General features: G+C 41.3%; 14 protein-coding genes. 7 read left to right on the top strand and 7 right to left on the bottom strand.

Translation table 11 applies throughout. From position 1 onward, the window contains the following. Positions 1-20: 20 nt before the first annotated feature. The 3 genes from LS71_RS02215 (at position 21) to LS71_RS09620 (ending at position 2,211) form a co-directional block, all read left to right on the top strand. A complete protein-coding gene (locus tag LS71_RS02215; protein ID WP_034353734.1) occupies positions 21-482 on the top strand; it encodes a hypothetical protein in 462 nt (153 codons plus the stop codon). A 68-nt stretch (positions 483-550) separates the two neighbouring features. Next, positions 551-1,948 carry a hydrogenase small subunit gene (locus LS71_RS02210; protein WP_238700270.1) on the top strand — a complete coding sequence of 466 codons (1,398 nt, stop codon included), beginning with the start codon at positions 551-553 and terminating at the stop codon, positions 1,946-1,948. Continuing rightward, positions 1,945-2,211: a hypothetical protein gene (locus tag LS71_RS09620; protein ID WP_238700269.1), complete on the top strand. Its 267-nt coding sequence runs from the start codon at positions 1,945-1,947 to the stop codon at positions 2,209-2,211. The genes LS71_RS02210 and LS71_RS09620 overlap by 4 nt, the downstream gene beginning before the upstream one ends. A gap of 27 nt (positions 2,212-2,238) precedes the next feature. Here the strand turns inward: LS71_RS09620 and LS71_RS02205 are convergent, their stop codons facing one another. Further along, on the bottom strand, positions 2,239-3,027 hold the full coding sequence (locus tag LS71_RS02205; protein ID WP_034353737.1) for a purine nucleoside phosphorylase YfiH/LACC1 family protein: 789 nt from the start codon (positions 3,025-3,027) through the stop codon (positions 2,239-2,241). A 144-nt stretch (positions 3,028-3,171) separates the two neighbouring features. Between LS71_RS02205 and nrfH the strand changes: the two genes are divergently transcribed. The 4 genes from nrfH to LS71_RS02185 all read left to right on the top strand — a co-directional run bounded on the left by nrfH (position 3,172) and on the right by LS71_RS02185 (position 7,074). After that, complete coding sequence (gene nrfH, locus LS71_RS02200; protein ID WP_420810247.1) at positions 3,172-3,648, top strand: cytochrome c nitrite reductase small subunit; 477 nt, start codon at positions 3,172-3,174, stop codon at positions 3,646-3,648. 23 nt (positions 3,649-3,671) lie between these two features. Next, complete coding sequence (locus LS71_RS02195; RefSeq protein WP_034353743.1) at positions 3,672-5,525, top strand: ammonia-forming cytochrome c nitrite reductase subunit c552; 1,854 nt, start codon at positions 3,672-3,674, stop codon at positions 5,523-5,525. A gap of 114 nt (positions 5,526-5,639) precedes the next feature. Further along, positions 5,640-6,674, top strand: a complete 1,035-nt coding sequence (locus LS71_RS02190) for a hypothetical protein (protein WP_034353744.1) — start codon at positions 5,640-5,642, stop codon at positions 6,672-6,674. A 4-nt stretch (positions 6,675-6,678) separates the two neighbouring features. Beyond that, positions 6,679-7,074, top strand: coding sequence for a diacylglycerol kinase (locus tag LS71_RS02185; RefSeq protein ID WP_034353746.1), 396 nt, complete (start codon positions 6,679-6,681; stop codon positions 7,072-7,074). Positions 7,075-7,130: 56 nt separating this feature from the next. Here LS71_RS02185 and LS71_RS02180 read toward each other — a convergent pair whose 3' ends face one another. From LS71_RS02180 to LS71_RS02155, 6 genes are all read right to left on the bottom strand, one after another. Further along, entirely contained in the window at positions 7,131-7,904 is a 774-nt protein-coding gene (locus tag LS71_RS02180; RefSeq protein WP_081946243.1) for a M15 family metallopeptidase, read from the bottom strand. Positions 7,905-7,951: 47 nt separating this feature from the next. After that, entirely contained in the window at positions 7,952-11,020 is a 3,069-nt protein-coding gene (locus LS71_RS02175) for an efflux RND transporter permease subunit (RefSeq protein WP_034353748.1), read from the bottom strand. Positions 11,021-11,029: 9 nt separating this feature from the next. Further along, a complete protein-coding gene (locus LS71_RS02170) occupies positions 11,030-11,734 on the bottom strand; it encodes an efflux RND transporter periplasmic adaptor subunit (protein ID WP_034353750.1) in 705 nt (234 codons plus the stop codon). 35 nt (positions 11,735-11,769) lie between these two features. Next, entirely contained in the window at positions 11,770-13,101 is a 1,332-nt protein-coding gene (locus tag LS71_RS02165) for a TolC family protein (protein ID WP_034353753.1), read from the bottom strand. 135 nt (positions 13,102-13,236) lie between these two features. Continuing rightward, positions 13,237-14,013 (bottom strand): formate dehydrogenase accessory sulfurtransferase FdhD, encoded by a 777-nt coding sequence (gene fdhD / locus LS71_RS02160; RefSeq protein ID WP_081946248.1) that lies wholly within the window; start codon positions 14,011-14,013, stop codon positions 13,237-13,239. A 13-nt stretch (positions 14,014-14,026) separates the two neighbouring features. Beyond that, positions 14,027-15,022 carry a formate dehydrogenase subunit gamma gene (locus LS71_RS02155; RefSeq protein WP_034353755.1) on the bottom strand — a complete coding sequence of 332 codons (996 nt, stop codon included), beginning with the start codon at positions 15,020-15,022 and terminating at the stop codon, positions 14,027-14,029. Positions 15,023-15,026: the final 4 nt, after the last annotated feature.

The following is a 15,026-nucleotide window of genomic DNA, read 5'->3' as shown; positions in this document are numbered from 1 at the left end:
TACATGGGAGGGGGAAGCGCATGGATTTGCAATCTTATCATTATGGATTATTTGAGCGATTGTGGCTTAAGTTTGAGCTGCGCTCTGTGGATAAATATACAGAATCTATAATGAATATTTTGCCCGTGCTGCTTTTTATGCAAAAAGAGCAGCTGCCCAAATGGCTTGATAAGCTACCTAGCATACTTTCACAATACATTAAGCCGCATTTAGTGGCGCGCGTTTTTTCCGCCATTGTGCTAAAACTGCAAGAATACACCAAAAATGAGCAGCTCTTTATCCAAAATCGCCATAAAGCACTTGAATGCATCGCGCAAAATATTCAGCTCTATGGGCTTGTGCTTGATATGCTTAGCCAAGATTCACACAGCCTTAATATCATCGAACAAGTCGTGCGCAAAAAATTTGATAAAGACTATGAATTAAGTAAAGAAAATCTAAGGCTTTTAGCCTATCAGGAGAAGCACTGCGGCGGGGGCTAAAAAGCGTAGATTCTATAATTTAAGTCATACTTTAGTGAAGTATGGAATCTAGAAAAAGGGAGAGATAAATGGATAAAATAGCCATGCTAGAGCGATTGCAAACGCACTTAGATGAGGTAAAAGCAGCTCACCCTACGCCGCGCTTTGAAGCAAATAAGGAGTGGGTATCACAGATTTGCTCCCTGCTTGGAATTCCAAAAGAGGGCGCGGAGATGTGCGCACAGATTCTCACACATAAGCCTCCAACCAACCTTGTATGGCTGCATATGGCAGAATGCACAGGCTGTAGTGAAAGCCTCCTAAGGCTTGATAAACCCGGGCTAGAATCGCTTATTTTTGAGTGCATATCTATAGAATATCACGAAACGATTATGGGTGCAGTGGGCTTTGGCGCGAAAAAGTCCTTGCACGATGGATTAAAGAAGGATTTTATTTTAGTCATTGAAGGCGGCGTGTCTTTGGGCGAAAACGCATACTTTTTAACCTCTGGCGCAGAGAGTATCACAGGCGAAATGGAGTGCAAGGAAGCAGCAGAGCAAGCTCAAGCCATTTTTGCCATTGGCACTTGCAGTAGCTTTGGCGGTGTGCAGGCAGCCTACCCTAATCCCACGCATGCAAAAGGTATAAGCTCGCTCCTTAAACAACGCGTGATTAATATCCCGGGCTGCCCACCTAGCGAAACAAACATCATAGGTAGCCTTATGTATTATATTTTGCTAAAAACCCTCCCGCCTTGCGATGAGCTTAATCGCCCTTTGTGGAGCTATGGCAAAAATTTGCACGATTTATGCGAGCGCAGGGCGAGATTTGAAGCGGGCGATTTTGCCCAAAGCTTTGATGATGAGCGCTTGCAAGATGGATATTGCTTGTATAAAGTGGGCTGCAAGGGACCTTATGTCTCAAATAACTGCCCTAAGGTGAAATTTAACGCTAAAACAAGTTGGCCTGTGCGCGCCGGACATGGCTGTATCGCGTGCAGTGAGCCTGATTTTTGGGATAGTTTTGGGCATATTGAAGAGCCGCTAAATAACGCAAATGCCTATATCACAACGCCAAAAACTTTTAAAACACTCCCCTTTATCCATGATATGAACGATGATTTAAGCACTGAAACGCTTTGCCTTGAGCTTGATACGCATTTGCCCACACGCATTTATAAAACAGAGGGCGAAAATTTACTGCATTGTAGCTTTTCGGCGCATTTGCCTATATTATTACAGAATCTAAGAGGCAGAAATAAGCTTGGCGCGCGCCTTGTGGAGAATTATGAGCAATGGCGCAAAATGCAGCCACATATAGAATCTGTAGATTCTATAAATCACGCACAAGCGGAGATATCGCATAATATGAGCGATATCTTAAAGCTCATAGGCGAGATGTTTGGCGAACGCAAGCCTTGCGCACTTGATACGCTTAAGGCAGCGCAATCATATTTATTTGCGCATGTAAGCAAGCTTGATATATGAAATTAAGCGGGAGCGAGATATGCAGTATTGATGTGGAGAAATCCCTGCGCTTGCCGCTTTGCTACCTGCTTGGAGGGCTAGAAATAGAGGGCGTAGCTTATGGCGCAGTAAGCTCGATATGCGAGATTCTATCCCTAAGCCTTGTAGAGCTTGCAAAAGCCCATAATGTGGAGAAAGTGGTATTCAAAGGCAATCTTATGCACCATAGCCTTATACAAGATAGATTTGTAGCCTATTTGCCAAAATGGCTGCAAATTATCTAAAGTCCTAAGCACAATGGCACGCAGAATCTAAGATTCTATCATCGCTAAAAGCCCAAAGCGCCCAGTTATGCGCTCCTTTCGATATGAATACAACAAAGGCTCACAGCATGAGCAATGCGGACTTATCTCGATATGATTATCCATAATGCCTAGCGCCCTTGCCTGCATTGTGAGACACATAATCAAATCAAGCCTATTGCGCTGCAACACATCGCGCCCAAAGAGTGCTAGCGCTTCATTTTGTATCTCTTTGCCCACCTCATAGCAGCAAGCACGAATAGATGCGCCCACATACATCAATATATCCTGCGCGCGCGTGGCAAAATGTGTGTGCAAATGCTCTAGGGTCGCTTGCAAAATATTGCCAAACACGCCCTTGCGCCCAGCGTGTATGAGCGCAAGGGCGCGGTGGATTCTATCATAGAGCAAAATGGAATTACAATCTGCCACCATAATGAGGGCGAGCTTATGGGGTGTATGCGTGATAATCCCATCAGCCTCGCCCAAACACACGCTTGCGCCACTTATATTTTGACTAGCAAAGGCATCTTCTAATATCAAGCTATGCGTGCTGTGTATTTGATTACAATAATGCACTATGGGCGCTTCTATAGATTGCACATTAAAGCAATTATAGAATCTATGCGCGATAAGTGCGTGATTTTGCGCTACATCGTGTGCCGCATCGCCCACATGATAACCAAGATTAAGCGTGCTAAATGCGCCTTTACTCACACCTCCTAAGCGATGAGTGAGCGCAAAACGCACAGGTTCACTAGCAAAAAGTGCGCTCTCCAAACTTGTATAAAAAAACATATTTCCCCTTTATTTGATATTTATCAAATCATTTTTATAGCAATAATAATAAAATTCTAGCGAGTGTTTTCTTATAGATTCTCACTCGGCAACACAAATAAGGAGGGTTTATTGAGACGAGATAGACAAAATCAGTCGTCCTCTCTGCTGTCAAATATTTTCACCTTTCTCATCATTGCCGTTGTTGTGCTTGCGGGCTATACATTTTACCATGCCAAAGGCACATCATATCTTAGTAATGATAGCGAAGCGTGCAATAATTGCCACATTATGAACGAGGTGTATAACGACTATCTTAGCGCCCCTCACTCTCAAAAAATCGCAGGACAGCCAAGAGCGACTTGCAATGATTGCCATTTACCGCATAATTTTGTATCCAAATGGATTGCAAAGGCTAAAAGTGGCGTTGGACACGCCTATGCCTTTACTTTTGAGCTTGAGACATTGCCCACTAACCTTAGCGCCAATGCCTCAAGTAAGCAAATGGTGCAAGATAATTGTGTGCGATGTCATATCGATTATGTGCAAAATGCGGTTAATCCCACGACCACACCCGGACATAATAACGCTTTAAGCTGTGTTTCGTGCCATGAGGGCGTAGGACACAAGCGAGGATTCTAAAATAAGACTTTAAGGAGGACAAGATGCAGAAAAAAAGAGGAATGCTGCCTATACTGATTGTTGTGGCTGTTGTGGTTATAGTGGCACTTTTGTGGCTTAATCAAGATATTTCATCAAAGCAAGCGGGCAATACTGGCGTTATCTCCAAACAGCTTGTAGAGCTTACAGATGAGAATCCAACATTTGATTTTTGGGGTAAAAACTTCCCTGAATACCTTGATATGTATCTCAAAGTAGAGACAGACACCCCAAAATATACAAATTTCGGGGGGAATTTGTCGTATTCAAAACTTATCCGCTACCCGCAATTAACGATTTTGTGGGCAGGCTATCCATTTAGCATTGATGCAAATGAAGAGCGCGGGCATTTTTGGATTCAAGTAGACCAAATGGACACAGCAAGGAATAATAAAGATTTTCTTAACGCGCATGGTTTTGCAAAATTTGGCGGACAGCCTGCTGCTTGTATGAATTGCCATAGCGGCTGGACTCCGTGGCTTATTAAAAATGCGGCCAAAGGGGATTTTTCTGTATTTAATAGCACAAAATATTGGACTATGATAAAAAATATTCCCGCACGAAATGGCATTCAAGAGGGTTCAGCAGAGCATAGCGGGCCACATGGGGGCAAAAGAATGGGTGTAACCTGCGCAGACTGCCATAATCCTGATGATATGAGCCTAAGAGTAGTGCGCCCTGCGCTCATTAACGCCCTTGTAGGCAGAGGCTATCAAGCCGACCCTGTGCAAGGCGTAAAAGCGGATAGAAAAGAGATGAGAACGCTCGTATGCGCGCAATGCCATGTGGAATACTACTTTAAGCCCACAGGTCAAAAGGTCAAAGTCATGGGTGAATCTATCGCTACTGATACAAGCAAAAAATGGTGGAATGGCACGCAAAAAACTTATGATGAATACGAGCATTGGAGAGAAGGTAATAAGGCTACAGAAATTGAAGTTGATGGCATTAATCTCACATTCCCATGGAGTGCGTGGAAAAAGGGTGAAAACTTTAGAATAGAAATGCTTGATGAGCATTATGATGCTGTCCGCCCTGTATTTAAAGAAGACTGGACGCATAAAGAAACTAAGGCGCCTATGATTAAGATTCAGCACCCAGAATATGAAATGTTTAGCGGCGGCGTGCATGCGGCAAATGGCGTGAGCTGTGCAGACTGCCATATGCCCTACATTAAAGGTGCTGGCGGGAAAAAAGTCACACAGCACAATATCACTTCGCCACTTTTTGATATTAACTCTGCGTGCAAAACCTGCCACGCTCAACCTGAGGAGTATCTAAAGCAACAAATTGCTGATATTCAAAAATCTGTAGCCTTTGATTTAAGAAGTGCGGAATATGCGACTGTTAGCCTTATTTTTGATATTAAAAAATTGCGCGAAGAGCTTGGCAAACTCCCTGCTTACCAAACAGATGGCAAGCCAGATGATGCTAAGATTTCAAAAGCCCTTCAAGAGCCACTAGAGCTTCACCGACGTGGGCAAATGAGAGGCGACTTTGTAGGTGCGGAAAACTCCACAGGATTCCATAATCCTCGAGAGGCGAGCCGTATGCTACTTCAAGCAGTTGAAATGGCAAGAATGGGACAAACTAAACTTGTAGAAATCGCTAACCAAAATGGCATCAAAGGCTTTAAAACCTCAAATCTAGGCTTTGATGATATTCAAAAGTTTAATCCCGGCGAAATTGTCTATAAGATTGATTTAAATGGACATACTGCGGGAGAGCGCTATTACAAACATAAAGAAATCAATGGCGAAGCGCCAAAAGAACTCTTAGAGCTTGATAAAAACACTAAGCCCTATAACTTTAGTGAAGTAGATAAGGTCTCTGCAAGCGCTACTAGTATGAAACAATAAGCCTCGTTTACTAGCCTATCTGCACAAGATGGGCTAGATTCTATACACATCAATAATTATGAATTTATGCTATAATCCCTCCCTTTACTTATCCCATTTCTCCAAAGGACATTTATGAAAAAACTCATCGCCCTTATCTTAGGAATTGGCGCGCTTATCGCCATAGCACTAGGTATTTTTGTTTCATCAAAAACTAAAGAAATGAAAAGCCAAATGGAGCAAACGCTCAACAAACAAATGGAAAATATCACAAGCAAAGTAGCCGCTATTACTAGCTGGGAGCCTTTTGTATGTGAGGGTATCTTGCAAGTGGGCTGTTATAGCAAGCAAATTGTGGTCAATATAGATGATTATGCCAACTTTATCTTGCGCGGTGTGGGCTTTGATATTAATTCACTTGATGAACATTCGCTACAAGCTTTGCTGAATGTGAAAGAAATGAAGCTAGAAACACAAGAACCAGAAGCACAAGAGGATAAGCAAGCTTATGAGCAGATTATGAATGTTGTCCAATCGTTTATCCCTCAAAATGCAGCGTGTGATGTTGCACTAAACCAAAGTGATGATCAACTCATTGAGCAAGTGCATTGCAACATTAAAGCCTCAAATGCCGATTATGAAGTGCAAAATGAGGAGACCTACCAACGCAGCCAATTTAGCACGCAAAACATTGCGCAAATTTTAGAGGAATTTTATGCCAAAATCATGCTCCAAGACACTTTTAATGCGGGCGATGGTGCGGTAGATTCTGTAGATGATATGGGATATAAATACGCTATCAATAAAAGTATGATAAAGACTAGAGATAGAGGCTTTAGCAATGATTTGTATAAATATTTTGAGCTTACTAGCGCGCTGCAAGGTATGCCTGCAGATAGAGAGACTTACGCCCAGTATGCAAAGCAAATAAATACGCTTTTTACCATTGGCGCGAGCCTTATGCTTAATGGTGATTTTTATCAAGATGCGCTTATAAAATTTGGCGATGCCTTAGAATCTTACATGTTAGGCAATACGCACGAGCTAGGCTTTTTATTCTCACATAAAAAAGATAGAGAGCTGCAGTTTGTCTCACCAGAAGTATTTATGGAAGACCCAAATATATCCCACTTTTTTGAAAACTACGAACTTGAAGTGATTTCAAACTAATCTTATGCAAAAAAAGCCAGAGCGCAATGACAAGAAGGGCAAGAGGGGCTTTAAGCGTCTTTATAATGCCTTTTTTTTCTCACTTGATGGCATAAGGGCTGCGTGGCAAGAGGAAGAGGGCTTTAGGCAAGTGCTGCTTATAGGCATTGTCTTAAGTCTTATAGCCTTTTTTCTTGCGCAAAGTTGGGTAGAGCTTGTGCTGCTCGTACTGCCTTGTGTGATGTGTGTTTTAGCCGAGCTTATTAACTCTGCGATTGAAAATGCCATTGATTTTACAAGCCTTGACATTCACCCACTTGCCAAAAAAGCTAAAGATATGGGCAGCGCCTTGCAGCTACTTTCTTGCCTTTTTGTCGCTTTTGTATGGGGCAGCTACCTCATATGGCGCTTTATTTTGTAAATAATAAAATCAAGGCTTTATAGAATCTAGATTCTATAACCCTCTGCATTTTGTCCCTAGTTTTGCGATTTGGTAGCTATGCCTTTGGCGTAGCAGATAATCTCTGGACGATACTCAAAATGCATTGTATCATAATGCCACCATCGCCCACCCCATATAAAGCCCTCCTCCTCAAACGCCCGCACAATCTCTAGTGGGATTTCATTTTCATAATGATACATATCGTGCTGCTTTTTATCCCATAGCCAATATTTAGAAAATTTAGTATTAATATCTAGCGCAATGGCAAAGCTATGCGGGCTAAGATTAGGAGAATCTGCTATATTGCGCCAATAAAATGTATCTTGATACATCAAAAATTTATGATACTCCTTGGGCAATTGTTTAAGCCTTGCTATCACGCGTGTTAAGGCTTTATCCACGCCATTTGCTGTTGTTATTAGCACAAAGTTTTTAGGGAAATTTTCAAACCACGCAAGCGTTACTAGCTGCTTTTTTACTTCAGATTCTGTATGCCCATAAATTTGCTTATAAAACCCCAAATGTCGTATGCGCGAGGTATCCTCATCACGCTTTGTTACAAAGCCGCTTAGAGGATAAGGAGTGCCAAAAGCATCATTCATATCAGGATTTGAGAGCTTTTGCTCATAGCTTTTATCCAATCCATCGTCCCACACAAAGCGGCTGCCATCTTTTAGTATCACTTCATTATTGGCAATCTTAGCTACCTGCGCGTAATGCTTTTTAATGCAAGTTTGAGCTAAAACATCATTTATAGAATCTGCCCTAAGCCCCATACAGAGAGCCAAACACATTATCATCTTGTGCATTTTCTACCTCGCTTTAAATGCCACATTATAACGCGCTTTAGGTATGTTTAAAATTTATCCTCCGCCTTTGGCTTATAGAATCTTTGTATCCAATCATCAAGGGGCGCTAGCAACCTATACATAGCTGGCACAATAAGCAGGCTCAAAAACATTGAAAAAAGCAGCCCGCCGATGATACAAACCCCCATAGGCGACTTCATACCCGCTCCAGAACCACTAGAAATAGCCAGCGGTATCATACCAAAGACCATAGCAATGGTGGTCATAAGAATAGGGCGCAGGCGCGATTCACCTGCTAATATAAGTGCTTCATCGGTGCTATACCCCTCCTTGCGCTTCTCATTTGCTACATCAATGAGTAATGTAGCATTTTTACCAACTAAGCCCATAAGTATCATAAGTCCCATAAGTGAAAACATACTAAAAGGCTGCTGCACCACAAAAAGGGCGATAAACGCACCAGAAAAGCTAAAGGGCAAGGTCATCATAATAATCACAGGCTGCAAGAATGATTCATATAGTGCGGCGAGTATAAGATAAATAAGCACTACAGCCGTTAAGACCGCTACTAAAAATGCTACCATCATTTCTTCTGCATTTTCTGCCTCACCCTGAAGCTTAAAGCTTGAGCCAGGAACTAACCATTGGCTCGCCTTTTGCGCCGTTACATTCATCATATCGCCCAAAGAAATGCCAGAATTTTTCTTAGGATAAGCATACACAATCACAGAGCGTTGCCTATCAAAGCGCGTAATCACCGATGGTGCGCTTGTAGATTCTATCTCTACAAGCCCTTCTAAAAACATTAAATCCCCTTTTGCATTACGCACTTGTAATTTTTTAATATCATTAAGTGAGATTCTATCCCCACTAGGTGCGCGGATAGTAATATCATACTCCTTGCCATTTTCTTTATAATAAGCAATTGCCGCCTCACCAGAGAATGCCCCGCGCACTACCTCGCCTATATCTTTTGAGCTAACGCCGTAGCGATTGGCATTTGCTTTAAGAATTTTTAGGCGGTATTCGGGTGAATTTGGTGCGGTATTTAGGTGGATATTATCTACCTTTCCAGCGAGTAACTCATCATTATTAAGTAACGCAATAAGATTATCTTTAGATGTTTGTAATGCCTCTTCATTAGGGGCTAAAATTGCCACCTGATAGGGCGAATCGTCCCCACCAGCAAAATCTGATACTTCTGATAAAGATAAAATAAACTCCTTGCCCACTGCGCTTGCTTTGAGCCTATCACCAATTTGCTCCATAATCACAAATTGCGATAATTCGCGCTCTTTTATGGGTTTAAGATGCGCATAGATTTGGGCTTTAAAAATATTTCTCTCCGAGTTGTAACCAATTTGCAAAGTGGTAAAATCTACATTTTTATCCGCCATTACAATATCTTGCAAAATGCCCGTTTTTTGCTTCATAGATTCTATGCTAATGCCCGGCTTTGCCTCCATAAACACCTGAAATTCGCTTTTATCATCGGGCAGAATAAACTCCATACCAAGCTTTGCTAGTAGCATTAAAGACAAGAAAAACACGCCAAAAATACCAACAACCACCTTTAATCTATGTCGCAGCACAAAGCCTAAAGTGCGCACATAATAGCTATCAAGGGCTTTAAAAAATGGCTCTGTGCGATAATAGAATCTTGAATGCGTAGGATTTACCACAATGGCAGAAATCATGGGGATTATAGTAATAACAACAATATAAGAAATCCCAATAGCCGCTGCCACAGTAATCCCAAAGCTTTGAAAAAATCTCCCCACAATACCACTCATACTGCCCACAGGGATAAAAACAGATAGTAGCATAGCCGAAATAGCAATGAGCGCAAAGCCTATTTCGCGCACACCCTCATAAGCTGCTTCACGCTTACGCATACCGCTTTCAAGCTTTTTATGAATATTTTCAATCACCACAATCGCATCATCAATAATAATTCCAATGGCAAGGGCTACAGCAAGCAGTGTGAGCATATTAAGCGAAAATCCAAAGAAATTCATAAGTGCAAAAGTGCCAAAAATAGACACAGGAATACTCACAGCCGAAACAAGCGTAATAGTCGCACTACGCAGAAACAAAAACACCACAGACACAGCAAGTATTACGCCCAAAAATACATCAAATTCTACAGATGAAATGGCTGCGCGAATGTGCTGTGTGGTATCTTTAAAGGGCTTAATCTCATACTCTGGGCTTATAGCCTCAATTTGTGGCAAAACTTTCATCACCTCATCAGCAATAGCAATTTCATTTGCACCTGCAATCTTTTGCACTTCAAAAATAACGCCCTGCGTTTTATTGAATGCAGCAAAAGTCCTATCCTCCTCTATGCCATCTTCGATAGTGGCAATATCCCCTAGCCTAACGCCCTCTGCTACGCGGATATTACTCACATCATCTAAATTGACACTTTGCGCATCAGTCACCACAGACCATTCTTGCAGCGCGCCAACGAGCCGCCCGCCATCAATTTCTAGATTCTCTAATCCAATTTTATTCGCAATATCTACATAAGTGAGTGCGTATTTATTAAGCATCGTAGGGCTTACATAGATTCTAATCTGTCGCTGCCTATATCCCCTTAGCTCCACCCCGCCTACACCTGATATTTTTTGCAAAAGCGGCTTAATATTATCCTTAGCATGCCTCATCATTTCTGAAGACTTAACCTTATCGCTAGTCAAAAAAAGTGAGATAATAGGCGAAGATGAGCTATCAAATTTATTAATGCTAGGCGTTTTCACTCCAGAATCTAGCTGCACAGAGCCAACTTTGTCGCGCACATCATTCACAGCCACATCAAGGGGCTTTTCTAGCTCAAACTGCACAATAACCACACTTGTATTGCGCACAGAATTGGAAGTTACACGCTTAATGCCATCAATGCCCATAATGGCTTCCTCAATTTTATCTGTCACTTTTGTCTCAACAATCTCCGCACTCGCGCCCGGATAGCTAGTGATAACAACCACAATGGGAAAATCCACATTAGGAAATAGTGAAGTTGGCATTTTAAACACACCCAAAAAGCCAAAAAACAAAATTGCAAAGGCAAACATAAGTGTAGTTACAGGACGAGTAATGGCAAATTTATACATATTTATGTCCTATTTTGCTTCTGTTACATGGATATAGCCATCGCCAAATGTGCCGGGTATAACATTAGACGCTAAAGCTTCTGCTTTCACCTTGCGCGTGCTAGTGCTAGCGGTGGGATAGATTTTTGATATTTTTACTTCTAGATTCTGTGGCTTACCATCAATCCTAAAGCTAAATAAATCACCCACTTTGACCTTACTTGCGTATTTAAAATCAAACTCAAGCACCAGTTTTACATCTTTGCTAATAATGCGAAACAAATCCGTGCTATTAGCACTCACGCCATCGCCTAGCTCGATATTTTTCTCCGCGATTATGCCATCAAATGGCGCTTTGAGCTGTGTTTTACTAAGCATGGCTTGCTGATAGGCATAATCTGCCTCAAGCTTTTTATACTCAAAATAGTATTTATCAAGCGTATTTTTATCCACAGCCCCGCCAGAGCGTTGGTAGCGCTCATATTGCTTTTTAGCAAATAAATATTGCTGCTGTGTGGATTGCATTTGAGATTGCACATCTTTATTAAAGAGGCTTAAAAGCACATCATTTTCTTTCACCTCACTCCCCACATCTACAAAGATTTCCTCCACAATGCCACTTGTAGCTAGAGTTAATTTAGCATCTTTTATCGCCTCTGCGTTAAAAATCGCATACACATCTTCTGCCCACATATTTACCGCACATAGCAGTGCTAAAAATATTTTATACCGCATAATATCTCCTAAAATTATAGAATTTAATAAGCCTTCTACTCGATATGCGCGCGCAAATCCTGTCCGCTGTAATAAATATAATACGCCTTTTGCATTTCATAATTATTCAAAGCTTGGTTGTAAGTGGCTTCAGCTTCAAATTTTTTGGTGAGTGATTGTAAATAATCTGTGAAATTGAGAATCTGCGCATTGTATTTTTTAGCAATAGATTCAAAAGCAATATTTGCCGAATGTAGCGCGGCTTCAGAGGCTTTAATCTTAGCCACAGCTGTTTCTAGTGCCTTACGATAGAGCTTTTCATCTTTTTTCTGCTCCTCTTTTTTATAGGTCAGCTCTTTTAAAGATTTCAAATAGCCTAATCTTGCGGCTTCATTTTGATGATAAGTGCTAAGCGCATCAAGATGAAGAGTAGCATTAATCATAATTTGATTTTGATTTAAAGGAAATTGCCGTGACATGACACCTAAAAATTGGCTTGTTTCAGCTTGTGAAAGCCCCTTAAATGTGAGCGCACCGCCCTTAGTAATATCACTATTTAGCACATAAGTATCGCTTATACTCACTATGGGCAAGTAGGTATATTGCCGCGCTTGGTATTTTGCGCCCTGTGCTTGAAAATTTAACATATTTAAATCATGGCGATTTTCATCAAGTTTGAAAAGTGGGGCTTTGAGAGTTTTACGCTCTAAAGACTGCACCTCTGTGTTTGATAGGAGTGAAAGCATAAGCTTATTTTTCTCAATCTCCATTTTGATATTAGCAATCTCATGCTCTGTAGCTAGCACTTCTGCGCGCAAAGATTCTACATCATCAATAGTAGTAAGCCCAGAATTGAAAAGCCGCTCCACGCGCTTAATATTAGAATCTAGCTGCAATCGCTTCTGCTCTAAACTTAGAAGCTGCGCGCGATTAGTAAAATAGCCATAATATTGCTCAATCACATTTAAAAATAACTGGTCTCTAGTATTTTCTCTATCCTCGATGCTCGCGCGATAAAGCGAATTTTTCTCTAAAGTTTTATTATAAGTTTTTAAACCGCTAAAAATCTCCCAATTTGCCTTGATGCTACCCGTTCTAGCCTTTAAACGCATATTTGGATTATCAGTCTCTTGATATTGATATGTTCCATCAAGTGTGGGCAAAAACTCGCCATATGCGGCTCTTTTGGTCGCTTGAGCCTGCAAAATGGCTAAGTCTTTAGCCTCGATATTATAATTTTTCTCCGCCCCTTCGATGAGTTCTATTAGGCTAAAAGTCCTCCCACCAGATTCTGTAATCTCTTCTTGTGGCGTGCTTACTATGAAATTAATCTCATCATCTGCGTAAAATACAGAGATTAACGCTAATAAAAGAATGACTTTTTTCATACCCACTCCTTAAAATTTATGAAAATTAGGTTAAAAGGTGGGTATTGTAGCCTAAATGTGTAAATAGTTGCATACGCAACTATTTTAATGTGCTAAGCCTTGCTGTAGATTCTGTAATATCAGTAAAAACAGAATCTATACAATGCGTGAAGGGTGTGTATAAACATTAAATGTATCGCCGCGTGCAAAGCCCACGAGCGTAACGCCTAAGAGCTGCGCAGAGCGAATGCCTAAATTTGTCGTAGCAGAGCGCGAAACCACCATAGGTATATCGCTCATCGCCGCTTTAATCACCATTTCCATAGACAAACGCCCACTCACTAGCAAAATCGCATCGCGCATATCCGTGCGGGAGAGCCTTGCATTGCCAATAACCTTATCAATAGCGTTATGCCGCCCGACATCTTCGCTAATAAAAGTGCGCTCGCATACTAACATCGCCTTATGCACGCAGCCTGTTTGCAAAAAAAGCTCACTAGGTTTAGAAAACTCATCAAGCAGCGCAAAAAGCTCCTTAGCGCTTATACGCATATTTGAAGCGATAAATTTCTGTGTAATCTCGCCATCAAAGTTTGCGCTCACCCCCACGCAGCAGCCTGTTGTAAGCGTTTTTTCCTTATGCAGATGTGCAAGCTTATCTTCTTTAATATGAGCTTGCATATACACACTTAAGCCATCGCTAGCAATTTCTAGGGAGATAATATCATTTATAGAATCTAGCACACCCTCGTTCATCAAAAAGCCCACAAAATGCGCATCTTGATGATAGGGCAAACTCATTACTGATAAAAGCTTTGTGCCATTGAGATAAAAGGCTATGCGCTGCTCCTCAATGACACAATCTTGCGTCATTTGAGATGAGCCATCGCGCGAAATTTTAAGCATACGCAAATTATGCACAAAGTCGCTCAATGCCAAACTCCGCTTAATGCTTTACGCGCATAGAATCTAGCTTGCCTTGAGCTTTTAAATCCTTATAATAAAGGCTATGTAGCATAGAGAGTTCTTCCTCGCCCATTTTGCCATTCAAAATAGATTCTATAGCGCCCTCAATAGCAAACACTGCCATATAAATATGCGTAATCAGCAGTGCCACCACCGCAAATCCTATGACATTATGCAAAATTGCCATTAAACGCAGGGTATTAATATCTGCATATTGAAAAAACATCATAGCTCCGGTAAATACCATAAACGCTCCGCCAACTGTGGCAACCCAAAACCACATCTTCTGCCCTGCGTTAAATTTATGCGCGGGTATTTCGCGATTAACCTTATCAAGGTAGCCGCCAAGGATAAGCATCCACTTAATATCCCATATTCGAAACAAGCAATCTTTCACCCACATGAAAAACATAAGTGTGCCAAATACGGCAAAAAACAAAGTAGCAAACCCATGCACATCACGCGCAAAGCGAATGAGCGCGCCGCCACCTAGTTTATCACCAAAAACCATCATAAGTCCTGTGATACAAAGCATCACAAAAGGCACAGCCGCACACCAATGCACGATGATATTGTATTTAGTAAAAACGACTAAAAAACTATCATGTGAATAGTGGCGCTTGCCTATAATCTTATAATGTCCAAAAAATGCCATTGGCACAAAAATAACAATGAGTAAGAAGATTAGTGCAAAATATTGCCCTTGCAAAATAGTGAAAAGCTCGCCAAAGCCATTTGTCCCGCGGATACCGCCAATTGGCTCACCATTTGTAAGTGGCTGTATGCTTAAGCCTCTATCTGCATCATCTTTAGGTGCGTTAGAATGCAGCCTATCCTCGCCAAAGCCCCAAGTTTTCATCGCCTCAATTTGTGCTGTGCCATAAATGTGCTTATTGACATTAAAATTTACTTCTTCATCTTCGTGCGCATAGGCAAAACCCAAAAGCAAAGCACATACTAATATAATATTTTTCATACTC

Source organism: Helicobacter jaachi (assembly GCF_000763135.2).
GTDB classification, from domain to species: Bacteria; Campylobacterota; Campylobacteria; order Campylobacterales; family Helicobacteraceae; genus Helicobacter_C; species Helicobacter_C jaachi.
This window is presented reverse-complemented; position numbering and strand designations above follow the sequence as displayed.